The sequence below is a fragment of the Tildeniella sp. genome (genome assembly GCF_059505325.1).
In genome coordinates this window covers 41,198-57,263 of sequence record NZ_JCACKI010000010.1, presented here as the reverse complement: position 1 = coordinate 57,263, position 16,066 = coordinate 41,198, and the positions used below count along the sequence as shown (strand labels likewise).

14 protein-coding genes are annotated in these 16,066 nt (G+C 51.4%); 8 read left to right on the top strand and 6 right to left on the bottom strand.

The genetic code is table 11. The features are described from left to right. Nucleotides 1-72: 72 nt before the first annotated feature. Both AC5JO6_RS04825 and AC5JO6_RS04820 read right to left on the bottom strand, forming a co-directional pair. A complete protein-coding gene (locus tag AC5JO6_RS04825) occupies nucleotides 73-1,089 on the bottom strand; it encodes a 4-helix bundle domain-containing protein (RefSeq protein WP_496079913.1) in 1,017 nt (338 codons plus the stop codon). 325 nt (nucleotides 1,090-1,414) lie between these two features. Continuing rightward, nucleotides 1,415-2,455, bottom strand: coding sequence for a multicopper oxidase domain-containing protein (locus AC5JO6_RS04820; RefSeq protein ID WP_496079912.1), 1,041 nt, complete (start codon nucleotides 2,453-2,455; stop codon nucleotides 1,415-1,417). A 675-nt stretch (nucleotides 2,456-3,130) separates the two neighbouring features. Here AC5JO6_RS04820 and ppk2 point away from each other — a divergent pair. The 3 genes from ppk2 to AC5JO6_RS04805 all read left to right on the top strand — a co-directional run bounded on the left by ppk2 (nucleotide 3,131) and on the right by AC5JO6_RS04805 (nucleotide 6,732). Then, complete coding sequence (gene ppk2 / locus AC5JO6_RS04815) at nucleotides 3,131-4,096, top strand: polyphosphate kinase 2 (RefSeq protein ID WP_496079911.1); 966 nt, start codon at nucleotides 3,131-3,133, stop codon at nucleotides 4,094-4,096. Nucleotides 4,097-4,192: 96 nt separating this feature from the next. Beyond that, a complete protein-coding gene (locus AC5JO6_RS04810; protein WP_496079910.1) occupies nucleotides 4,193-6,364 on the top strand; it encodes a glutamine synthetase III family protein in 2,172 nt (723 codons plus the stop codon). An 89-nt stretch (nucleotides 6,365-6,453) separates the two neighbouring features. Continuing rightward, a complete protein-coding gene (locus AC5JO6_RS04805) occupies nucleotides 6,454-6,732 on the top strand; it encodes a DUF167 domain-containing protein (RefSeq protein ID WP_496079909.1) in 279 nt (92 codons plus the stop codon). A 226-nt stretch (nucleotides 6,733-6,958) separates the two neighbouring features. Here AC5JO6_RS04805 and AC5JO6_RS04800 read toward each other — a convergent pair whose 3' ends face one another. After that, on the bottom strand, nucleotides 6,959-8,113 hold the full coding sequence (locus AC5JO6_RS04800) for a DNA topoisomerase IB (RefSeq protein ID WP_496079908.1): 1,155 nt from the start codon (nucleotides 8,111-8,113) through the stop codon (nucleotides 6,959-6,961). 161 nt (nucleotides 8,114-8,274) lie between these two features. Between AC5JO6_RS04800 and AC5JO6_RS04795 the strand changes: the two genes are divergently transcribed. Beyond that, nucleotides 8,275-9,054 (top strand): photosystem II electron transport protein, Sll1252 family, encoded by a 780-nt coding sequence (locus AC5JO6_RS04795; RefSeq protein ID WP_496079907.1) that lies wholly within the window; start codon nucleotides 8,275-8,277, stop codon nucleotides 9,052-9,054. A gap of 117 nt (nucleotides 9,055-9,171) precedes the next feature. Continuing rightward, complete coding sequence (locus AC5JO6_RS04790) at nucleotides 9,172-9,882, top strand: hypothetical protein (protein ID WP_496079906.1); 711 nt, start codon at nucleotides 9,172-9,174, stop codon at nucleotides 9,880-9,882. A 114-nt stretch (nucleotides 9,883-9,996) separates the two neighbouring features. Here the strand turns inward: AC5JO6_RS04790 and AC5JO6_RS04785 are convergent, their stop codons facing one another. After that, the gene (locus tag AC5JO6_RS04785; protein WP_496079905.1) at nucleotides 9,997-11,091 is read right to left on the bottom strand and encodes an ABC transporter ATP-binding protein; all 1,095 of its coding nucleotides are present in this window, start codon (nucleotides 11,089-11,091) and stop codon (nucleotides 9,997-9,999) included. A 158-nt stretch (nucleotides 11,092-11,249) separates the two neighbouring features. Here AC5JO6_RS04785 and AC5JO6_RS04780 point away from each other — a divergent pair, with 158 nt between their 5' ends. Beyond that, nucleotides 11,250-12,953 carry an ABC transporter permease gene (locus AC5JO6_RS04780; protein WP_496079904.1) on the top strand — a complete coding sequence of 568 codons (1,704 nt, stop codon included), beginning with the start codon at nucleotides 11,250-11,252 and terminating at the stop codon, nucleotides 12,951-12,953. 60 nt (nucleotides 12,954-13,013) lie between these two features. Here AC5JO6_RS04780 and AC5JO6_RS04775 read toward each other — a convergent pair whose 3' ends face one another. Both AC5JO6_RS04775 and AC5JO6_RS04770 read right to left on the bottom strand, forming a co-directional pair. After that, on the bottom strand, nucleotides 13,014-14,072 hold the full coding sequence (locus AC5JO6_RS04775; RefSeq protein WP_496079903.1) for a Fe(3+) ABC transporter substrate-binding protein: 1,059 nt from the start codon (nucleotides 14,070-14,072) through the stop codon (nucleotides 13,014-13,016). Between the two features lie 165 nt (nucleotides 14,073-14,237). Then, nucleotides 14,238-14,387, bottom strand: a complete 150-nt coding sequence (locus AC5JO6_RS04770; protein ID WP_496079902.1) for a hypothetical protein — start codon at nucleotides 14,385-14,387, stop codon at nucleotides 14,238-14,240. A gap of 217 nt (nucleotides 14,388-14,604) precedes the next feature. Here AC5JO6_RS04770 and AC5JO6_RS04765 point away from each other — a divergent pair, with 217 nt between their 5' ends. Together AC5JO6_RS04765 and AC5JO6_RS04760 are read left to right on the top strand one after the other, a co-directional pair. Continuing rightward, a complete protein-coding gene (locus AC5JO6_RS04765) occupies nucleotides 14,605-14,904 on the top strand; it encodes a ferredoxin (RefSeq protein ID WP_496079901.1) in 300 nt (99 codons plus the stop codon). A gap of 147 nt (nucleotides 14,905-15,051) precedes the next feature. After that, a complete protein-coding gene (locus AC5JO6_RS04760) occupies nucleotides 15,052-15,951 on the top strand; it encodes a DMT family transporter (RefSeq protein ID WP_496079900.1) in 900 nt (299 codons plus the stop codon). Nucleotides 15,952-16,066 lie beyond the last annotated feature (115 nt).

Here is a 16,066-nt window from a genome sequence, read left to right as displayed (position 1 = left end):
CTTAAAGTGATTTTTAAGAAAAAGCCCATCATCGTCGGGGCGAACGATCGTTCGCCCCTATCAGGCTCTGCTTTAAGAGGTCTTGGCTGCCTTTCGAGTGTCCACCTCAACGGTCTTGATGAGTTGAGACACTTGAGTCGGTGTTTTGACGGCAGCGGCAGGAGGAATGGGCGCGGGCCACACCTTCGTAAGTTCAGCCATCGTTTGCTGGATTGCCTTGTGCGTGTCAGGGTTTTGCTTCTCTACTTGAGGCGCAATGCCTGCATAGAGTTCACCTGCATACTGGACAAACCCGCGTGAATCCTGGTATTCGATCGCCTGAGTAATTTTGCCATTTGCGATCGCCGCACCATATTCAGCGTTGGCGGTATCTAGTAATCCGTTGATCACTTGCAGCACAAAGTTGGGAGACTGACGTTGGGCTGCGGGTAAGGTAGCGATCGCGCCGTCTACAGCCCGCATTGATGTTGTGAATTCGCTGTCCACTTTGGTCGTGTCCTTTGCTCCGGCTCGGACTAAATCCTGGAAAGCAATCAGCGTTGTCTTGAATTCCTTGACGTTCCGTTCTGTAAGCTGATCTTCGACATCCGCATAGATCTCTTCGACGGGATGCCCGATGTGCGGTTCTGCCTGTTCAGGTTTTTGCAGATCTAGCAGTTCTTTAGCAACGAGCAGATGACCTTTCATCAAGCCCAGCTTGGTCATGTAGTCGATATCTTTTGCTTCCCCAGTCAGCACGATGTCTTCGATCGTCACCATGTCTTTAATCTGATCAAACTGTGCCTGGTTAATCACATTTTTCGACACCAACTCTTCGGGTTTACCGTAGGGGCGGCTTGCCTGAATTTTGTTCGACAGCGCTGGCACACCAAGCTGTGCTTCAAACTTATCCAACTCGGACAAGATGGCAGTATTGATGTTGATCTTGGGCTTCCCACCATGAGCCATGCCACTCATCGCCATGCTGCTTTGAGCCGGGGAGGGACTGGTCGGTGCAGAAGCCGTGTCGGGTGGTGGCGTGCTGCACGAAATTAGCACAGTCAAGCTCATAGAGGCGAACACCAACGCTAAAAATTTGAAAAAGGACATAATGTTTTACTCAGATAAGTAAGAGGACAAGAGAAAAGATTGAAGGTGTTTCAGAACGGGTCACTGCACGTGAGGGGTAAACGCTAGAGTCATTTTGCTGCTTGGGTGGCAGCGAATTTAAGCGTAAGAATTTAGGCTTGAACAGATGCTCAGCCTCAGCGCTAAACGCCAGCGCGGCGTGATGCTTATTGCCAGATATTCCTATTAGTATTTGTGAGGCTTATTTTGACGGTTCGTCGTAACACTTGTCAATAAGGCTTCCAAAATTTCTGCGAAAGATTCTTAAGAGCAAGCGATTGTCCAGAAGCCAAGCCGTTCTGCACGTCTACATGAGGTGTGCGTCAGCCGCTTCAGAGGGATGTTTCGCCGCCCGATCGACCACCTCAAACAGCCCCATACAGCCAGCTTCCGCGATCGCATCCTGGTGTGGATGGAACATAAACTTGCCGGGATAGCGATACGAAAACTCTAGAATGTGCCGTTCTGCCGTCCCCATCGTAATGACATCGGTTTCTTCGTCGGGTTGCAGGTGTCGCCCCGTGCGGTAGACCTGAAACAGATTGGCGTGCAAATGAAAGGTTGCTACCGGGTCAAACTCGATCATGTTCAGCACATACAGCCGCACCCGCTGATCTTTCTGAATCTGGATGGGGTGCTGCATGTAGTAATGCGGCATCCCGTTAAAGGCATACAGCTCGTTTTTCTGGTCGCCATTTACGTCGTAGCCAGCCATAATCAGCACCATTTCATCGGCAGGCGGGCGAGGCGTGGGCGGATCGATGATGAACATTCCATACAAGCCTTTGCCAATGTGCCGCGTAACGGGGGCAATGTGGCAGTGATAAAGGTGAACGCCAAACGGCTCGGCATCAAATTCGTAGATAAACACGCTGCCGTTACGGACGGGCTTGATGCCGTCCATTTCTGCTTTGTGGACACCGTGAAAGTGTAGTGAGTGCGAATGCCCAGCCCGATTGTAAAAAATGACGCGGATGCGATCGCCCTCTGTCGCGCGAAAGGTGGGTCCCGGCACTCGTCCGTTCAAGTTCCAGGTAATAAATGAAGTCGCGCTGTTGAGCTGCACGGCTGAGGTTTGTGCTTCGACGCGGAACTCACGAACGGTACGCCCGTTTTCAGTTGTGACTGTGCCATAGTCAAACTGGCGCAGCGTGGTAAGTGGCGTGAACCCCTTTGGCTCAGCTTGCGGTTGGTCGGACGTTGGGATGTGGACTGTGTGCGATCGCGGCTGCCAGAGTGTCCGCAGTGCGATCGCGCCACCGATGGCTCCAACCCCTGCCAGACCGACTTTCAACAGATTACGCCGACTCCAACGATCGGGTTGATTCAGAGCATAGCGATCGGGCATAGCGTAACCAGCAGTTCCTGATGCGTACGTTAATGGTGTGTGTCTGCAACAACGGTACTACTGCAAATGAGCGCAAAAAGACCTTGCTAGATTACAAGCATAAAAGCCCCTGAGCTTACTGTCAATTATTATCATTTAGATGATCATTGTTTTACGGGCACATTTATCACTAGCTCTCTAGCTACACCAGAGCGTACCCAGAACGACTCCATTGCTCAACGCTTTCTTTGGTTCTATGGCAACTTCTGCCCTTACAGGAACCGTAATACCATTTCCCTAAGCTGTCGCTACAGATGCAATCCTTGGCTGGCGGTCAGCGGTCAGCGGTCAGCGGTCAGCCGTCAGCAGCAAGAACGAATTTGTAGCGCGATTTTGTAGAATTGGTATAATCCCAGCGAATTTGATCCAGCATCAAGCGTTTCAATCTATTGCTAAAGCTTTAGATTGCCAACGTTTGCTCTGTCGACTGCAATATGTAGCCTACGATACAAACATCGCGGTTTTTCTGTTTTTACCATGGGACAACCGTGAAATACGGTCGCTTCTTCGTAGATGTTTCAGCGTGAAGTCGTTCGATGACTGCTGCCGTTATGCTTGGCTGGTGACACTCTCAGGTAGGCAGGAGTGCGTAGAACTGTACGTCTAAATCTAAATCTCAGTCGTTTGAGAGTCATTATGAAAACTGAAGACACTAACGGGGAAACGTCTACGCCAGCGATCGCGGAGTCTGTCCCTGCAACGGCAGATCTCAAGAAAAAGGACAAGAAGAGGGATAAGAAAAAGCTGAAAAAACGTAAGCAAGCCAAGCTCGAAGTTAAAGAGCCAGCAGTGTTTCATTACATCTCTGAAGGTGAAGGTAGCTCTAAGCTGTCCAGCAAAGAGTATGAAAAAGAGCTGGCACGTCTGCAAGTAGAGTTGGTGAAAATGCAGTACTGGGCAAAGCACACGGGTACTCGCATTGTCATTCTGTTTGAGGGACGTGATGCTGCGGGCAAAGGCGGCACGATTAAGCGCATTACCGAACCACTCAACCCGCGTGGCTGTCGAGTTGTGGCATTGGGTACACCGAGCGATCGCGAGAAAACCGAATGGTATTTTCAGCGGTACGTTCCCCATTTACCCGCAGCAGGTGAAATCGTGTGTTTCGATCGCAGTTGGTATAACCGCGCTGGTGTAGAACACGTGATGGGCTTCTGCACAGAAACGCAGTATCAGGAATTCATGCAGACCTGTCCAGAATTTGAGCGGATGCTGGTGCGATCGGGCATCATTCTGCTGAAGTATTGGTTTTCGGTGAGCGATGAGGAGCAAGAGCGTCGCTTTCAGTCCCGCACGATCGATCCCGCTCGTCGCTGGAAGCTGAGTCCGATGGATCTGGAGTCGCGCGATCGTTGGGTGGAATATTCACAGGCAAAAGACACCATGTTTGCCCACACCAATATTCCAGAAGCGCCCTGGTTCACAGTCGAAGCCGACGACAAAAAACGCGCTCGGCTGAACTGCATCCATCATTTCTTAAGCAAAATTCCCTACATCGATATGACTCCAGAACCGCTGGAACTGGCACCACGTAAGATCGCTCCCCATGGCTATGTACGTCCGCCACGCAATGAACAATTTTTTGTGCCACAGATCTATTGATCGCAGAAACGCTCTCGACTTTGCTATCGTTTATACCTTTTGTCGGCACGTGACCAAGTACGCTTTGTACGTTTAGTATCCTCAGGAACCAGCATTATGAGTGGCAATGAATCGCGCTTTGCAGCCATTTGTCAGATTACCGATCGAGAGGTGTTGCCGCCCAAAACGCCCAATCGCCTGGAAGAGCTGTGGGCAACCGACGTGTTCACCTTAAGCAAAATGCAGGCGTGTCTGCCCAAAGATGTTTTTAAAGCCATCAAGAAAACAGTGCAAACAGGCGGCAAGCTGGATGTCTCGGCAGCGGGTGTCGTTGCTGCGGCAATGAAGGATTGGGCGATTTCTAAGGGCGCACTCTATTATGCTCACGTCTTCTATCCCATGACCAACATCACCGCCGAAAAACACGACGGGTTCGTCTCGGTGCAAAGCGATGGTTCAGTGATCACAGAGTTTACTGGCAAAGTGCTGGTACAGGGTGAACCCGATGGCTCCTCGTTTCCCAACGGTGGCATCCGCTCTACCTTTGAAGCACGGGGCTATACCGCCTGGGATGTCACCAGTCCGGCTTACGTCATGCAAACTGATAATGGCGTAACCTTGTGCATTCCCACCGTCTTCATCTCGTGGAGCGGTGAGGCGCTGGATAAGAAAACGCCACTGCTCCGCTCTAATGCAGTGATGAGCAAAGCCGCTACCCGACTGCTCAAACTGCTAGGGCATACTGATGTCGCAACCGTCAACTCAAGCTGTGGTGCCGAGCAAGAATATTTTCTGGTCGATTCTCACTTTGCCAATAGCCGCCCAGATATCCTGTTGACTGGCAGAACCCTTTTTGGTAGACCCGCTGCCAAAGGTCAACAGTTTGACGACCACTATTTTGGAGCGATTCCAGAACGCGTTCAGGTCTTTATGCAGGACGTAGAAGAACGCATGTATCGGCTGGGTATTCCGGCAAAAACCCGGCACAACGAGGTTGCTCCTGGTCAGTTTGAGATTGCGCCCTTCTTTGAAGCGGCAAACGTCGCCAGCGATCACCAACAGATGACAATGACCATTCTTAAGAACACCGCGAAGAAGCACGGGTTCATTTGTCTACTGCACGAAAAGCCTTTCGCGGGCATTAACGGCTCTGGAAAACACGTTAACTGGTCGGTGGGCAACGCAACGCAAGGCAATTTGCTTGATCCTGGCGATACGCCTCACGCTAACCTGCAATTTTTGCTCTTCTGCGGTGCTGTCATTCGGGGTGTGCATAAATATGGTCCTCTCCTCCGGGCTGTGGTTGCTTCTGCCAGCAATGACCATCGTCTGGGTGCCAACGAAGCGCCGCCTGCAATTATCTCGGTCTATTTAGGTTCTCAGCTCGAAGATGTGTTTGAGCAGATCAAGAAAGGAGAGGTAAAGGATTCCGCCCATGCTGGGGTGATGAATCTGGGTGTCGATACCTTACCAGAATTCCCCAAAGATCCGGGCGATCGCAACCGCACATCACCGTTTGCTTTCACAGGTAACCGCTTTGAATTCAGGGCAGTCGGTTCTAACCAGGCGGTTTCTGGACCACTGGTGGCAATGAATACCATTCTCACTGATTCCTTAACCTGGGTTGCCGATGAGCTAGAGGCTGAGTTGGCTAAAGGTGCCGAGATGAGCGCTGCTGCCTACACCGTCCTTAAAGAAGTGATGGATCAGCATAGTCCAGTAGTGTTCGGTGGTAACGGCTATTCCGAAGAGTGGCACAAGCTAGCGGTTGAACGGGGCTTACTAAACCTGCCAACGACTGCCGATGCCCTGCCAGTGCTAAAAGAAAAGTACATCGAAGAACTGTTTGAAAAAACAGGCGTACTGTCTGCGGTTGAACTCGAAAGCCGCTTTGAAGTTTACTCTGAGCAGTACATTCAGGTGATTGAGATGGAAGCCAAGCTGGTCATCAGTCTGGCAAAAACTGTGATCTATCCTGCGGCGTTCCGCTACTTGTCTGAACTGTCGAGCACCATCAGTAGTTTGAAGGCGATCGGACTCGAGTTAGAAACGGAAAGCGCCGAAAAAGTTGCCTCCCTCACCAAGTTGCTAACGGATACTGTTAGCAAACTAAGTGATGCTCTAAGCAAGCACGACTTTGCAACGACAGAAGAGCACATGCAGTACTCTGCGAAAACACTCCGTCCGATGATGGATAAAGTGCGCGAGTATGCTGACGCTTTGGAAGGTGAAGTAGCAGACGATTTGTGGCCCCTGCCCAAGTATCAGGAGATGCTGTTTATCAAGTAACGCCTCTTGCAAGTAGGGGTAGGTTTTGCCACAAGCAACAGCAAGACCGATCGCCTGTCGTCCAAGCCTACCCCTACGACTCGCTTCCAGTGAAAATTCTCAGCGTCAAAGTCAAACCCAATGCTCGGCAGCAGACGATTCGTCACAAACATGACGGTAGCCTGACGATTCAACTCAAAGCGTCTCCGATCGACGGCAAAGCGAACCAAGAACTCATTCAACTGCTGGCTAAAGCGTTTGATGTGCCTAAGTCATCCATTCGCATCAAGTCGAGTGCGACACCCAAAACTAGACGCATTGAAGTTGACACTTATTGGACTTACGCAAAGATCCCCGACTTCTACAAGAGCGCAGGCTTTGATGGCTAAGTTTTGATCAGAAGTCGGGGATCTAAACCCCTTGTACGTAAGAGGACGTTTTAAAAGTCCAGATGCTTGTAGCCTTGGCGACTGAAGTCGCGGCTACAGAGGCAAAACCTGCCGTTGCAGGTGATAAAACCCTTACTCTGCGGTAGTCCGCGCAGGCGGACTTTGTTTACGTAGTCGCGGTTTTAACCGCCAGACACTTTTCAAACAACCTCTAAGTCCTAGCTTATTAACATGCTGCGTTCTGCTGGATTTCTTGCATTAATTGTTGCTCCAAAATAGCGACGACTGCTAACTCTTCTGGCTTCAGTGCATGACTACTTTCGCCGAGATTGACGGCGTATTTCTCCATAATTTGGTGCAACGATTCATTCATATACGCCTCCAGTATGGCGGGATGCACATAGTATTTGCGGCACGTTGCAGGGCGGTTTCTGAGATAAGAAGCGACTGTTTTAATTGCCTGCACAATATTTCTTTTAGCCGCCGTTTCGGATGTGAATGTGCCGATATCTGACAGCTCTGATGCTGCCAGTACGGTGCCTGCCCAGGTGCGAAAATCTTTAGCCGTAAAGTCTTGTTCAGTGATGGCTCTTAAGTAATCATTGACTGCGCCAGAGTCGATCGCCTGATATTCCCCAGCCTCATCACGGTACTGAAAAAGTTCTTGACCAGGAATATCCTGACAGCGCTTGACGATTTTGGCTAAGCGTTTGTCGGCAAGCTCGATGTCGTGTTCAACGCCGCTCTTACCACGAAACTGAAACTGTAGTTTGGAGCCTGCAATGTTTACATGCTCATCTCGTAAGGTCGTCAAGCCATACGACTGGTTAGAACGGGCATATTCTTCATTGCCCACACGAATGCGAGTGAGTTCCATCAAGCGGACGATCGCCGCCAGCACTTTTTCTTTCGGCAATCCTGGCAGGGAAAGATCATGCTCTAAACGCTGTCGAATTTGTGGTAATGATTGGCTAAACATCAACATGCGAGTGAACTTACTTTGGTCACGGATCGATCGCCATAGAGGATGATAGCGATACTGCTTGCGTCCTTTGGCATCACGTCCAGTTGCCTGCAAATGACCATTCGCAAACGGACATATCCACACATCTTTGTAAGCAGGTGGGATTGCCAGGGCATTGATCCGGCGAATTTCTTCTGAATCACGAATACGATCGCCCTTCACATCAAAGTAGGCAAAGCCTTTTTTGCCCGATCGTTGGCGCTGGATGCCAGGGCGATCGTCAGCAACATAGCGCAAGCCGATCGCTTCAGCAGACTCGATCGGATCAGATGTGATTACCGCTTGCAGATGCCTTTGAATAGATCGCTTTTGAGAGGCTTTTTTTTGAGTAGATCGTTTTTGAACCGTGCGCGGCATCGATCGTTAACCAATAAGAGTTCGTTCGCTCTTATCTTTTAACGAATTCCAGCAAGCCTGAAATCTGCACAACAGTATAGTTTCCTCCAACGGCTAGGGAATGAGTCACGCGTACCGCTCATAGCTCGTTAGAATAAGTGTCTCGTCATCAGAGTACTGTTATGTTGCCCAGGGAAGAACTTTTAAAGCGCGTTGAAAACCGGGACGTGGTGGCACGGGTCATTGATCAAGCCGATCAGGCAATCAAAACCTGGGACGTGGTGCAAACCGATTTTCTCTCGCCGCCAGAGATAGCAGACGTGCAGCAAGCCTTCAGCCGCCTATCTGAGGTACAGCTTGTTGCGTGGGGCGGCTACCCGCAGGCAGAACGGCAACGTCTGGCGATCGCCCGTACCGAGTTGCCTTTAGATAGCACCCACGTGGAAATCGCTGCCTTGGACATTGCTGGCAATTTTTTGTTCGATCAGGCAACCCACCGCGATTTTTTGGGTGCCCTTTTAGGAACGGGACTGGTACGCGACAAAGTCGGTGACATTATCGTACTGGGCGAACGTGGCGCACAGGTAATCGCAGTACTTGAACTGGTCGAATTTTTAGAATTGCACTTGAACCAGGTACGATCGGTGCCTGTGAAAACTCGCCGCATTGAGCTGGCTGAACTCAAAGTACGCGAACCCAAAAAGAAAGAACTCACAACGGTCGAAGCGTCATTACGATTAGACGCGATCGCCTCTGCGGGCTTCGGCATGTCACGCAGCAAAATGGCAGACCTGATTAATGGTGGTGATGTGCGCGTCAACTGGAAGGAAATCACCAGCGCCAGCCACGCCGTTAAAGCCAACGACCTGATTGCCATTCGTGGTAAAGGTCGTGTCGAAGTCGGTGACATTGCCGTGACCAAAAAAGACCGCTATCGCGTGCAGTTGACCCGCTTAGTGTAACGAACGTGTCGTTGGTGGCGGTGGCTTCGAGCAGATTCTTATGCTGTTCAATGCCGATTTTATTGACTTAGTTTTTCAATAGTCTCTAAAATTGGTACGACAGGTTTCTTGGCTGCAATGGCTGAGAGCCATTTTTACTGCTTGATCACGCTTGTGAAAAAACTGCTGGCTGCTCCGAAAAAAGCAATTGGGTTAATGTGGCTGTTATCGTTAGGGCTACACGGACTGTTGCTCATGCTACCAACCCCTTCACCCGAACCGCCGATCGCCGCCAAACCAGTCAGGGTCGTAAGTCTGTCAAAGCAACCTGTTGTGCTGCCAACGCCCTCACAAGCTCCACAGAAATCGTCAGTGGCACGAGCGATCGCCTCATCGCAATCCAAACCGCTTACACTGCCAGCCAAGCCGCTTCAGCCACCGAAGCGCCAAACCCCCAAAAACCAAACCCCAAAACCACAAACACTCAAGCCCTCACCTCCACCAGTCACTCCAAAAGCGCAGCCCAACTTGGAAAATGCAGTAGCAGACTTTTCCCAATTGGCAAAGGCACAGCCTGGGTGCAAAACTGGCGAAGACTGCTGGCAGGTGGACGATACTCAATGGCGTGCTGTGGCTAGTAGATTGACGCAAACGTTAGAGTTGAAGGGCTACCAGGTAGGTAAACTCGATGACCTAGATGATGACACAGGTATAGGCATCTACCGAGTGGTCGCCAGCAACGGCGAGAAGACGTTTTTGCATCTGCTGTTGACCGATCGAGGCACCGTATACGTGCTTGACCCAAAGCAACTGACTCGTGAACAGTTGGAGCAGCGCATGGCAGGCTGAAGGCTAAAGCTAAAGGCTAAAGGCTAAAGGCTGAAGGCTAAGTTTTGCATTCCTGAGTTTTGCCCTGACCGCTGACCGCTGACCGCTAACCGCTAACCGCTGACCGCTGACCGCTCAAAGCTGAAGCACTGATGCTGATGGAAAGACTTGCAGCGCTGATGCCGTGATATGTACATTGACACGAGTGCCAGTGGGTATCGCTTTGGCTGCTGGAAGGCGAGCATAGAGTTCTCGTCCAGAGGGACAAAGCAGATAGTAACGGTGTTCCCGTCCTAAAAATTGACGATCGCGAATAACTAAAACTCCTGCCTCGTCTGGCTCCAAAAGCAGGTCTTCTTGACGAATCATCAAATCTGCTGGTTGCTGTCTGGTGTCTTCTGTGTTCTGTCTGCCACCCTCAAAGCAACCAATCTCTGTCTCCCATCGATCGCCGTTCCACTTCGCTGCTAGAACGTTTGCCTGAGTGACAAATTCAGCCACAAACCGGGTTGCAGGCTTCTGATAAATCGTTTCGGGTGTACCAAATTGCTCCAAATTGCCGTTTCGCATGACAGCCACCTGATCGGCGATCGATAGCGCCTCTTCCTGGTCATGGGTGACAAATACGCCAGAAGTGCCTGTTGCTTTGAGCACATCGCGGATTTCCTGACGCAACCGCAGCCGCACCTGAACATCTAAATTGCTCAACGGTTCGTCTAACAAAACGAGGGCGGGTTGAGGAGCCAGCGCACGGGCAAGGGCAACGCGTTGCTGCTGCCCACCGGATAGCTCGTGGGGGTAGCGGTTTTCCAACCCTGCCAGTCCTACCTGCGCGATCGCTGCTTTTATCAGGTGAGTTACCTGTTTTGTAGTATGCCGTAAGCCTTTGTGCTGTCGCTGTCTCAGACCAAACGCGACATTCTTCGCCACGGTCAAGTGAGGAAACAGAGCGTAGTCCTGAAAGACCATGCCCACATCACGTTGCTCTGGCAAAACCCAGTTGCCGCTTCCAGCTACCGTGCGGTCTGCCAACGCGATCGTGCCAGCATCAGGTGGTTCAAAGCCAGCAATGAGCCGCAGCAGCGTTGTCTTGCCGCAGCCAGAAGGACCTAAAAGTCCTAAGAGGTCGCCCTGATAGAGCTGTAGACTCAGGTTGTTGACGGCTGGCGCTGATGCGCGCGAGAACTGCCTGGTAATACCGTCGAGCCGCAAAATCACCGATCGCACCATGAACTGCTGTTACCTTATGTGTAGCGAAAGCATCTTATTGAGACTCATCATCAACAATTCTGACACCGTAGTAAAGTAATCTTTGAAATCATGCTCATTGGTCAGCTTATGCATCAGTGGGCTTGGTCGATAGAAACGCAACGGGGCTGCGGTAGCTGATGCAAAATTTTCATACGGGTGGCAAGCCCTGGCGTGTTCAGCAAGCTCGCTTTAGCGGGTGGACAGTTCTGGTCATGGCGATCGCCGCTCTCATCTCCTTGCCACTGCTAGTGGTGCTGAGTGGTCTTTTGACTGACTCAAGATCCGTATGGAGCCACCTAGCAGCAACGGTTCTGGGAACCTACCTGGCTAATTCTTGCTGGCTTATGCTGGGCGTTGGGGTTGGAGTGGTGGTGCTGGGCACGGGCACTGCCTGGTTGGTGACGATGTGTCGCTTTCCGGGAAGTCGCCTGTTTGAATGGGCGCTGCTGTTGCCATTGGCAGCGCCCGCCTATATCCTGGCGTACACCTATACCGAGTTTCTAGAATACTACGGTCCCGTGCAGATGGCGTTGCGCGGCTGGTTTGGCTGGAAGAGCGTGCAGGATTACTGGTTTCCCAATGTGCGATCGCTATGGGGGGCGATCGTGATGCTGGTGCTTGTCCTTTATCCTTATGTTTACTTACTCGCACGAACCGCCTTTCTCACTCAATCAGTCGGCACTCTGGAAGCAAGCCGCAGTTTGGGCTGTAGCCCCTGGCGCAGTTTTACTACCGTTTCGCTACCGCTGGCGCGTCCGGCGATCGTCGCAGGGTTGGCACTGGCACTGATGGAAACCTTGGGCGATTACGGCACTGTACAGTTTTTTGCGGTCGATACCTTCACCACAGGCATCTACCGCACCTGGTTTGGTATGAATGAACGTCTGGCAGCTACCCAACTAGCAGCCTTGTTGCTCCTGTTGATTTTTGGGCTGGTACTACTGGAACGCTGGTCGCGTGGGCAGGCGCGCTATTATCAAACGTCGCAGCGCGAACAGGCATTACCCAGCTATCGCTTACGAGGAGTACGGGCGATCGCCGCCTGGATCGCCTGCCTGCTGCCCATTGTCCTCGGTTTTTTGCTGCCAGGAATGCTGTTGTCACAAATGGCATGGGAGAATGCAGAACAAACGGTTGATAGCCGCTTTTGGACGTTTGCCACTAATAGCCTCACGCTGGCAGCCTTGACCGCAGGAATTGCCGTTATCTTTGCCGTCATCATGGCGTATGGGTTGCGGTTGCGCCCGACGCTGGGAATGCGACTGGCAACCCAAATGGCATCAATGGGCTACGCCGTGCCTGGAGCGGTCATTGCCGTCGGCATTCTGGTTCCCATCGGTACGCTAGACAATGCGATCGATGCCTGGATGCGATCGACCTTCGGTATTTCGACCGGTTTGCTGCTGAGTGGCACGATCGCTGCCCTCGTCTTCGCCTATCTCGTCCGGTTCCTAGCGCTCTCGTTCAGCACAATTGATGCCAGCCTAACCAACATTAAGCCCAGTCTGGACGATGCCGCTCGTAGTCTGGGACATAACGCAACTAGTATACTGGCACGAATCCATGTGCCGCTCATGACGCGTGGACTCTTAGCGGCGGCTGTGCTGGTGTTTGTGGATGTCATTAAGGAATTGCCTGCCACCCTGATTGTGCGCCCGTTTAACTTCGATACGTTAGCTGTGCGCGTTTACAATCTGGCATCAGATGAACGGTTGGCAGAAGCCTCCGGTGCGGCTCTGGCAATTGTCCTGGTGGGCATCATTCCCGTGATTGTGCTCAGTTTTGGGATCAGTCGATCGAGACGGGGGAGTGGGGAGTGGGGAGTGGGGAGTGGGGAGTAGGGAGTGGGGAGGCAGAACTCAAAACTCAAAAACCTTCCCTCACCTCTCACCCCTTATCCCTTACTTCCATCCTGCTCGATCCATCAGTTGCAAGGCTTCAGCGTTGTTGCGCCCATAGACGGCGGCATTGAGTGCATCTGCTTTGAACGTGCCAAAGCTGCTCACAATGGGGTCGATCGCAACCTTGTCTAGAATGGGATATTCGTAGTTGCCACCCGCAAAAATTGACTGGGCGGCTGGGCTGGCAAGGTGCTCCAGAAACTGCACGGCGGCATCCCGGTTGGGTGCAGTTTTCACCACGCCACCACCACTGATGTTGACATGGGTGCCACGATCGCCCTTACCCTGGTTCGGGAAAAACACGCCGATTTTAGAAGCAACGTCCTGATCTTCTGCTTTCTTCGACTTAGAAAGGCGGGCAACATAGTAAGTGTTGACCAGTGTCACATCGCCCACGCCTGTCGCTACGGCTTTAATTTGTGCCGTATCATTTCCTTCTGGCGGACGCGCGAAGTTAGCAACCAAACCCTTTGCCCATGCTTCCGTTTTCTGCGCTTTGAGGGCTGCCAGCATTGCTCCCGTCAGAGATTGGTTGTAAACACTACTCGACGATCGCACCAAAAGACGACCCTTCCACTTGGGATTGGCTAGATCTTCATAGGTTGATAAATCTGACGGCTTCACCCGCTCTTTGTTGTAAACAATGACCCGTGCCCGTCGAGAAAGACCAAACCAATGACCGCCGACCTCTTGTAAGCTTTTGGGTACGGTCGTCTGCAAAACCTTTGATGTCACAGGCTGCAAAATGCCTGCCTCCTGTGCGCGCCACAAGCGCCCAGCATCTACTGTAATCAGCACATCTGCTGGACTGTTTACTCCTTCGCTTTTAATGCGCTCAATCAGCTTATCTGCCTCTGCCTCAACCAGATTGACCTTGATGCCTGTTTTTTGCGTAAAGCTTTCGTAGAGGGCATTATCTGTGTCGTAATGACGCGCCGAGTAGAGATTTAGCACCCGATTTGACTGAGCAAACCCCAGCCCCGATCGCCTAAACTGATCAACTGCTATTGCCGTGGCGGCGACACCAGCGCCTAAAAACACTCGCCTAGTAATACTCATTGCCGATTCACGCTGCTCCTATGTTGTCTCAATCCTGAAGCGTTGTCTCAATTACGAAAGATCCAGAGAAAAGATCAAGACTTTAATTGAGATTAATCCTCAATAAAGAAACCTACGATCAAGGTTGAGCAATGTCAAGCAACATAGTGGCAACGCTACAAAACTTCAAGCAAGCAAACGCAAGCGTTCTTTGAGAATCGCTGCAAAGACTTTGAAATGGTTGCCTGGAACGATCGCGCTGATTGTCCAGCCTTCTCGTGCCAATTGCCAAATAGTGATAGCAAGGCACACTTTAATGCCTTTAGACCACAGCAAAGAAAAACTGTGAGGTTTCTTGCTGAGAAGTATTATGAGTAGTTAAAGATAGCGTCACGCTTAAAGCTACTTGCACCCCACGCCTTACCAAAACGCCTCCTTCTGTAGATTGATTGCTACTGGTACACCATTCAAGGCAGACTACAAAAGCGATTGTTGCGTAATGGCGATCGACAGTTTCACCAGTTTCAATTAAAGATCAATCGAAGGATTACATATGGCAACTTATCAAGTCAGACTCGTCAATGAAACAGAGGGCTTAGATACCACTATTGACGTGCCCGACGACCAATACATTCTCGATGCCGCTGAAGATAACGGGCTGGATCTCCCCTACTCCTGCCGTGCTGGCGCGTGTTCGTCTTGCAATGGCAAATTGTTAGAAGGCTCGGTTGACCAATCGGATCAGTCTTTTCTGGACGACGATCAGATTGCCGCTGGCAACGTGCTCACCTGCTACGCCTATCCCACATCAAACTGCACCATTCAAACCCATGCAGAAGATGCACTCATGTAGGGCATTGCGCGCTTAGGGCGTTACCTGCTGAGAGCTTGTTGAAACTAAGCTCTATGGTTTGGGAGAGCGATCGGCAGTCAGCAATCAGTCGCCAATCTGTACTCATCGCTGACCGCTGACTGCTCGACCACTCCCAAGAAAAACTTTATGTCAAAACCGGAACCTGCACGTTGGACGGCTCTCCTGGCGCTTTTGGCGCTGGCGTTGATCTGGGGCTATAACTGGGTGCAAATGAAGATTGCTGTACAATATGCACCGCCGTTTCAATTTGCGGCACTGCGTATTGTGCTGGGTGCATTGAGTTTGCTGTTAGCGCTGGTGTGTTTGCGTAAACCGCTGCTGCCAAAAGAGATTCCAGCGACTTTTTGGGCAGGTGTCTTGCAAATTGGTGGTGTGTATGGCTTTGCAACGCTGGCATTGGTGAGTGGTAGTGCGGGTAGAACCTCGGTCTTGGTTTACACGATGCCCCTGTGGACGCTGCTGTTTGCCTGGTTGTTTTTGCGCGAACGCGTTCATGGCTTGCAGTGGGTGGCGATCGCCCTCAGCATCACCGGGCTACTGCTAATCCTGGACGTTCAACATCTGCACGGAACGATCCTTAGTAAGGTGTTGGCATTGCTAGCAGGTATGTGTTGGGCAGGCGGCGCGATCGTTGCTAAGCGAGTCCGTCAGACAGTCAAGCTCGACTTACTGTCATTTACCGCATGGCAAACGGTAGCTGGCGCAGTACCGCTCCTGTTGGCAGCGATGCTTGCTCCTTCTGTGCCGATCGTGTGGTCTGGGTCATTTATCCTGGCGCTGATCTACAACGTGATACCGGGTACGGCGATCGCTACGTTACTCTGGCTCTATGTGCTCAACCGCCTTTCTGCGGGCACGGCAGGCTTGGGTGTGCTGCTGAACCCCATCGTTGGTTGTCTGGCTGCCTGGTTACAGCTCGGTGAAAAGCCAACTCCTATAGAGGCAGCAGGTATGGGTTTCATTGCGATCGCCTTGGCTTTGAATGCAATCCAGGCTACGAAACCGGAGCCTCAAGTCGTGACATGATTTCAGGCAATTTTATCTTAAAACGCGCTATTGCTCTAAAGTACTCATGAATTGCATCTTGTTGACTAAGCGGTCAGCGGTCAGCGGTCAGCGGTCAGCATAGGATTTAGAGCTG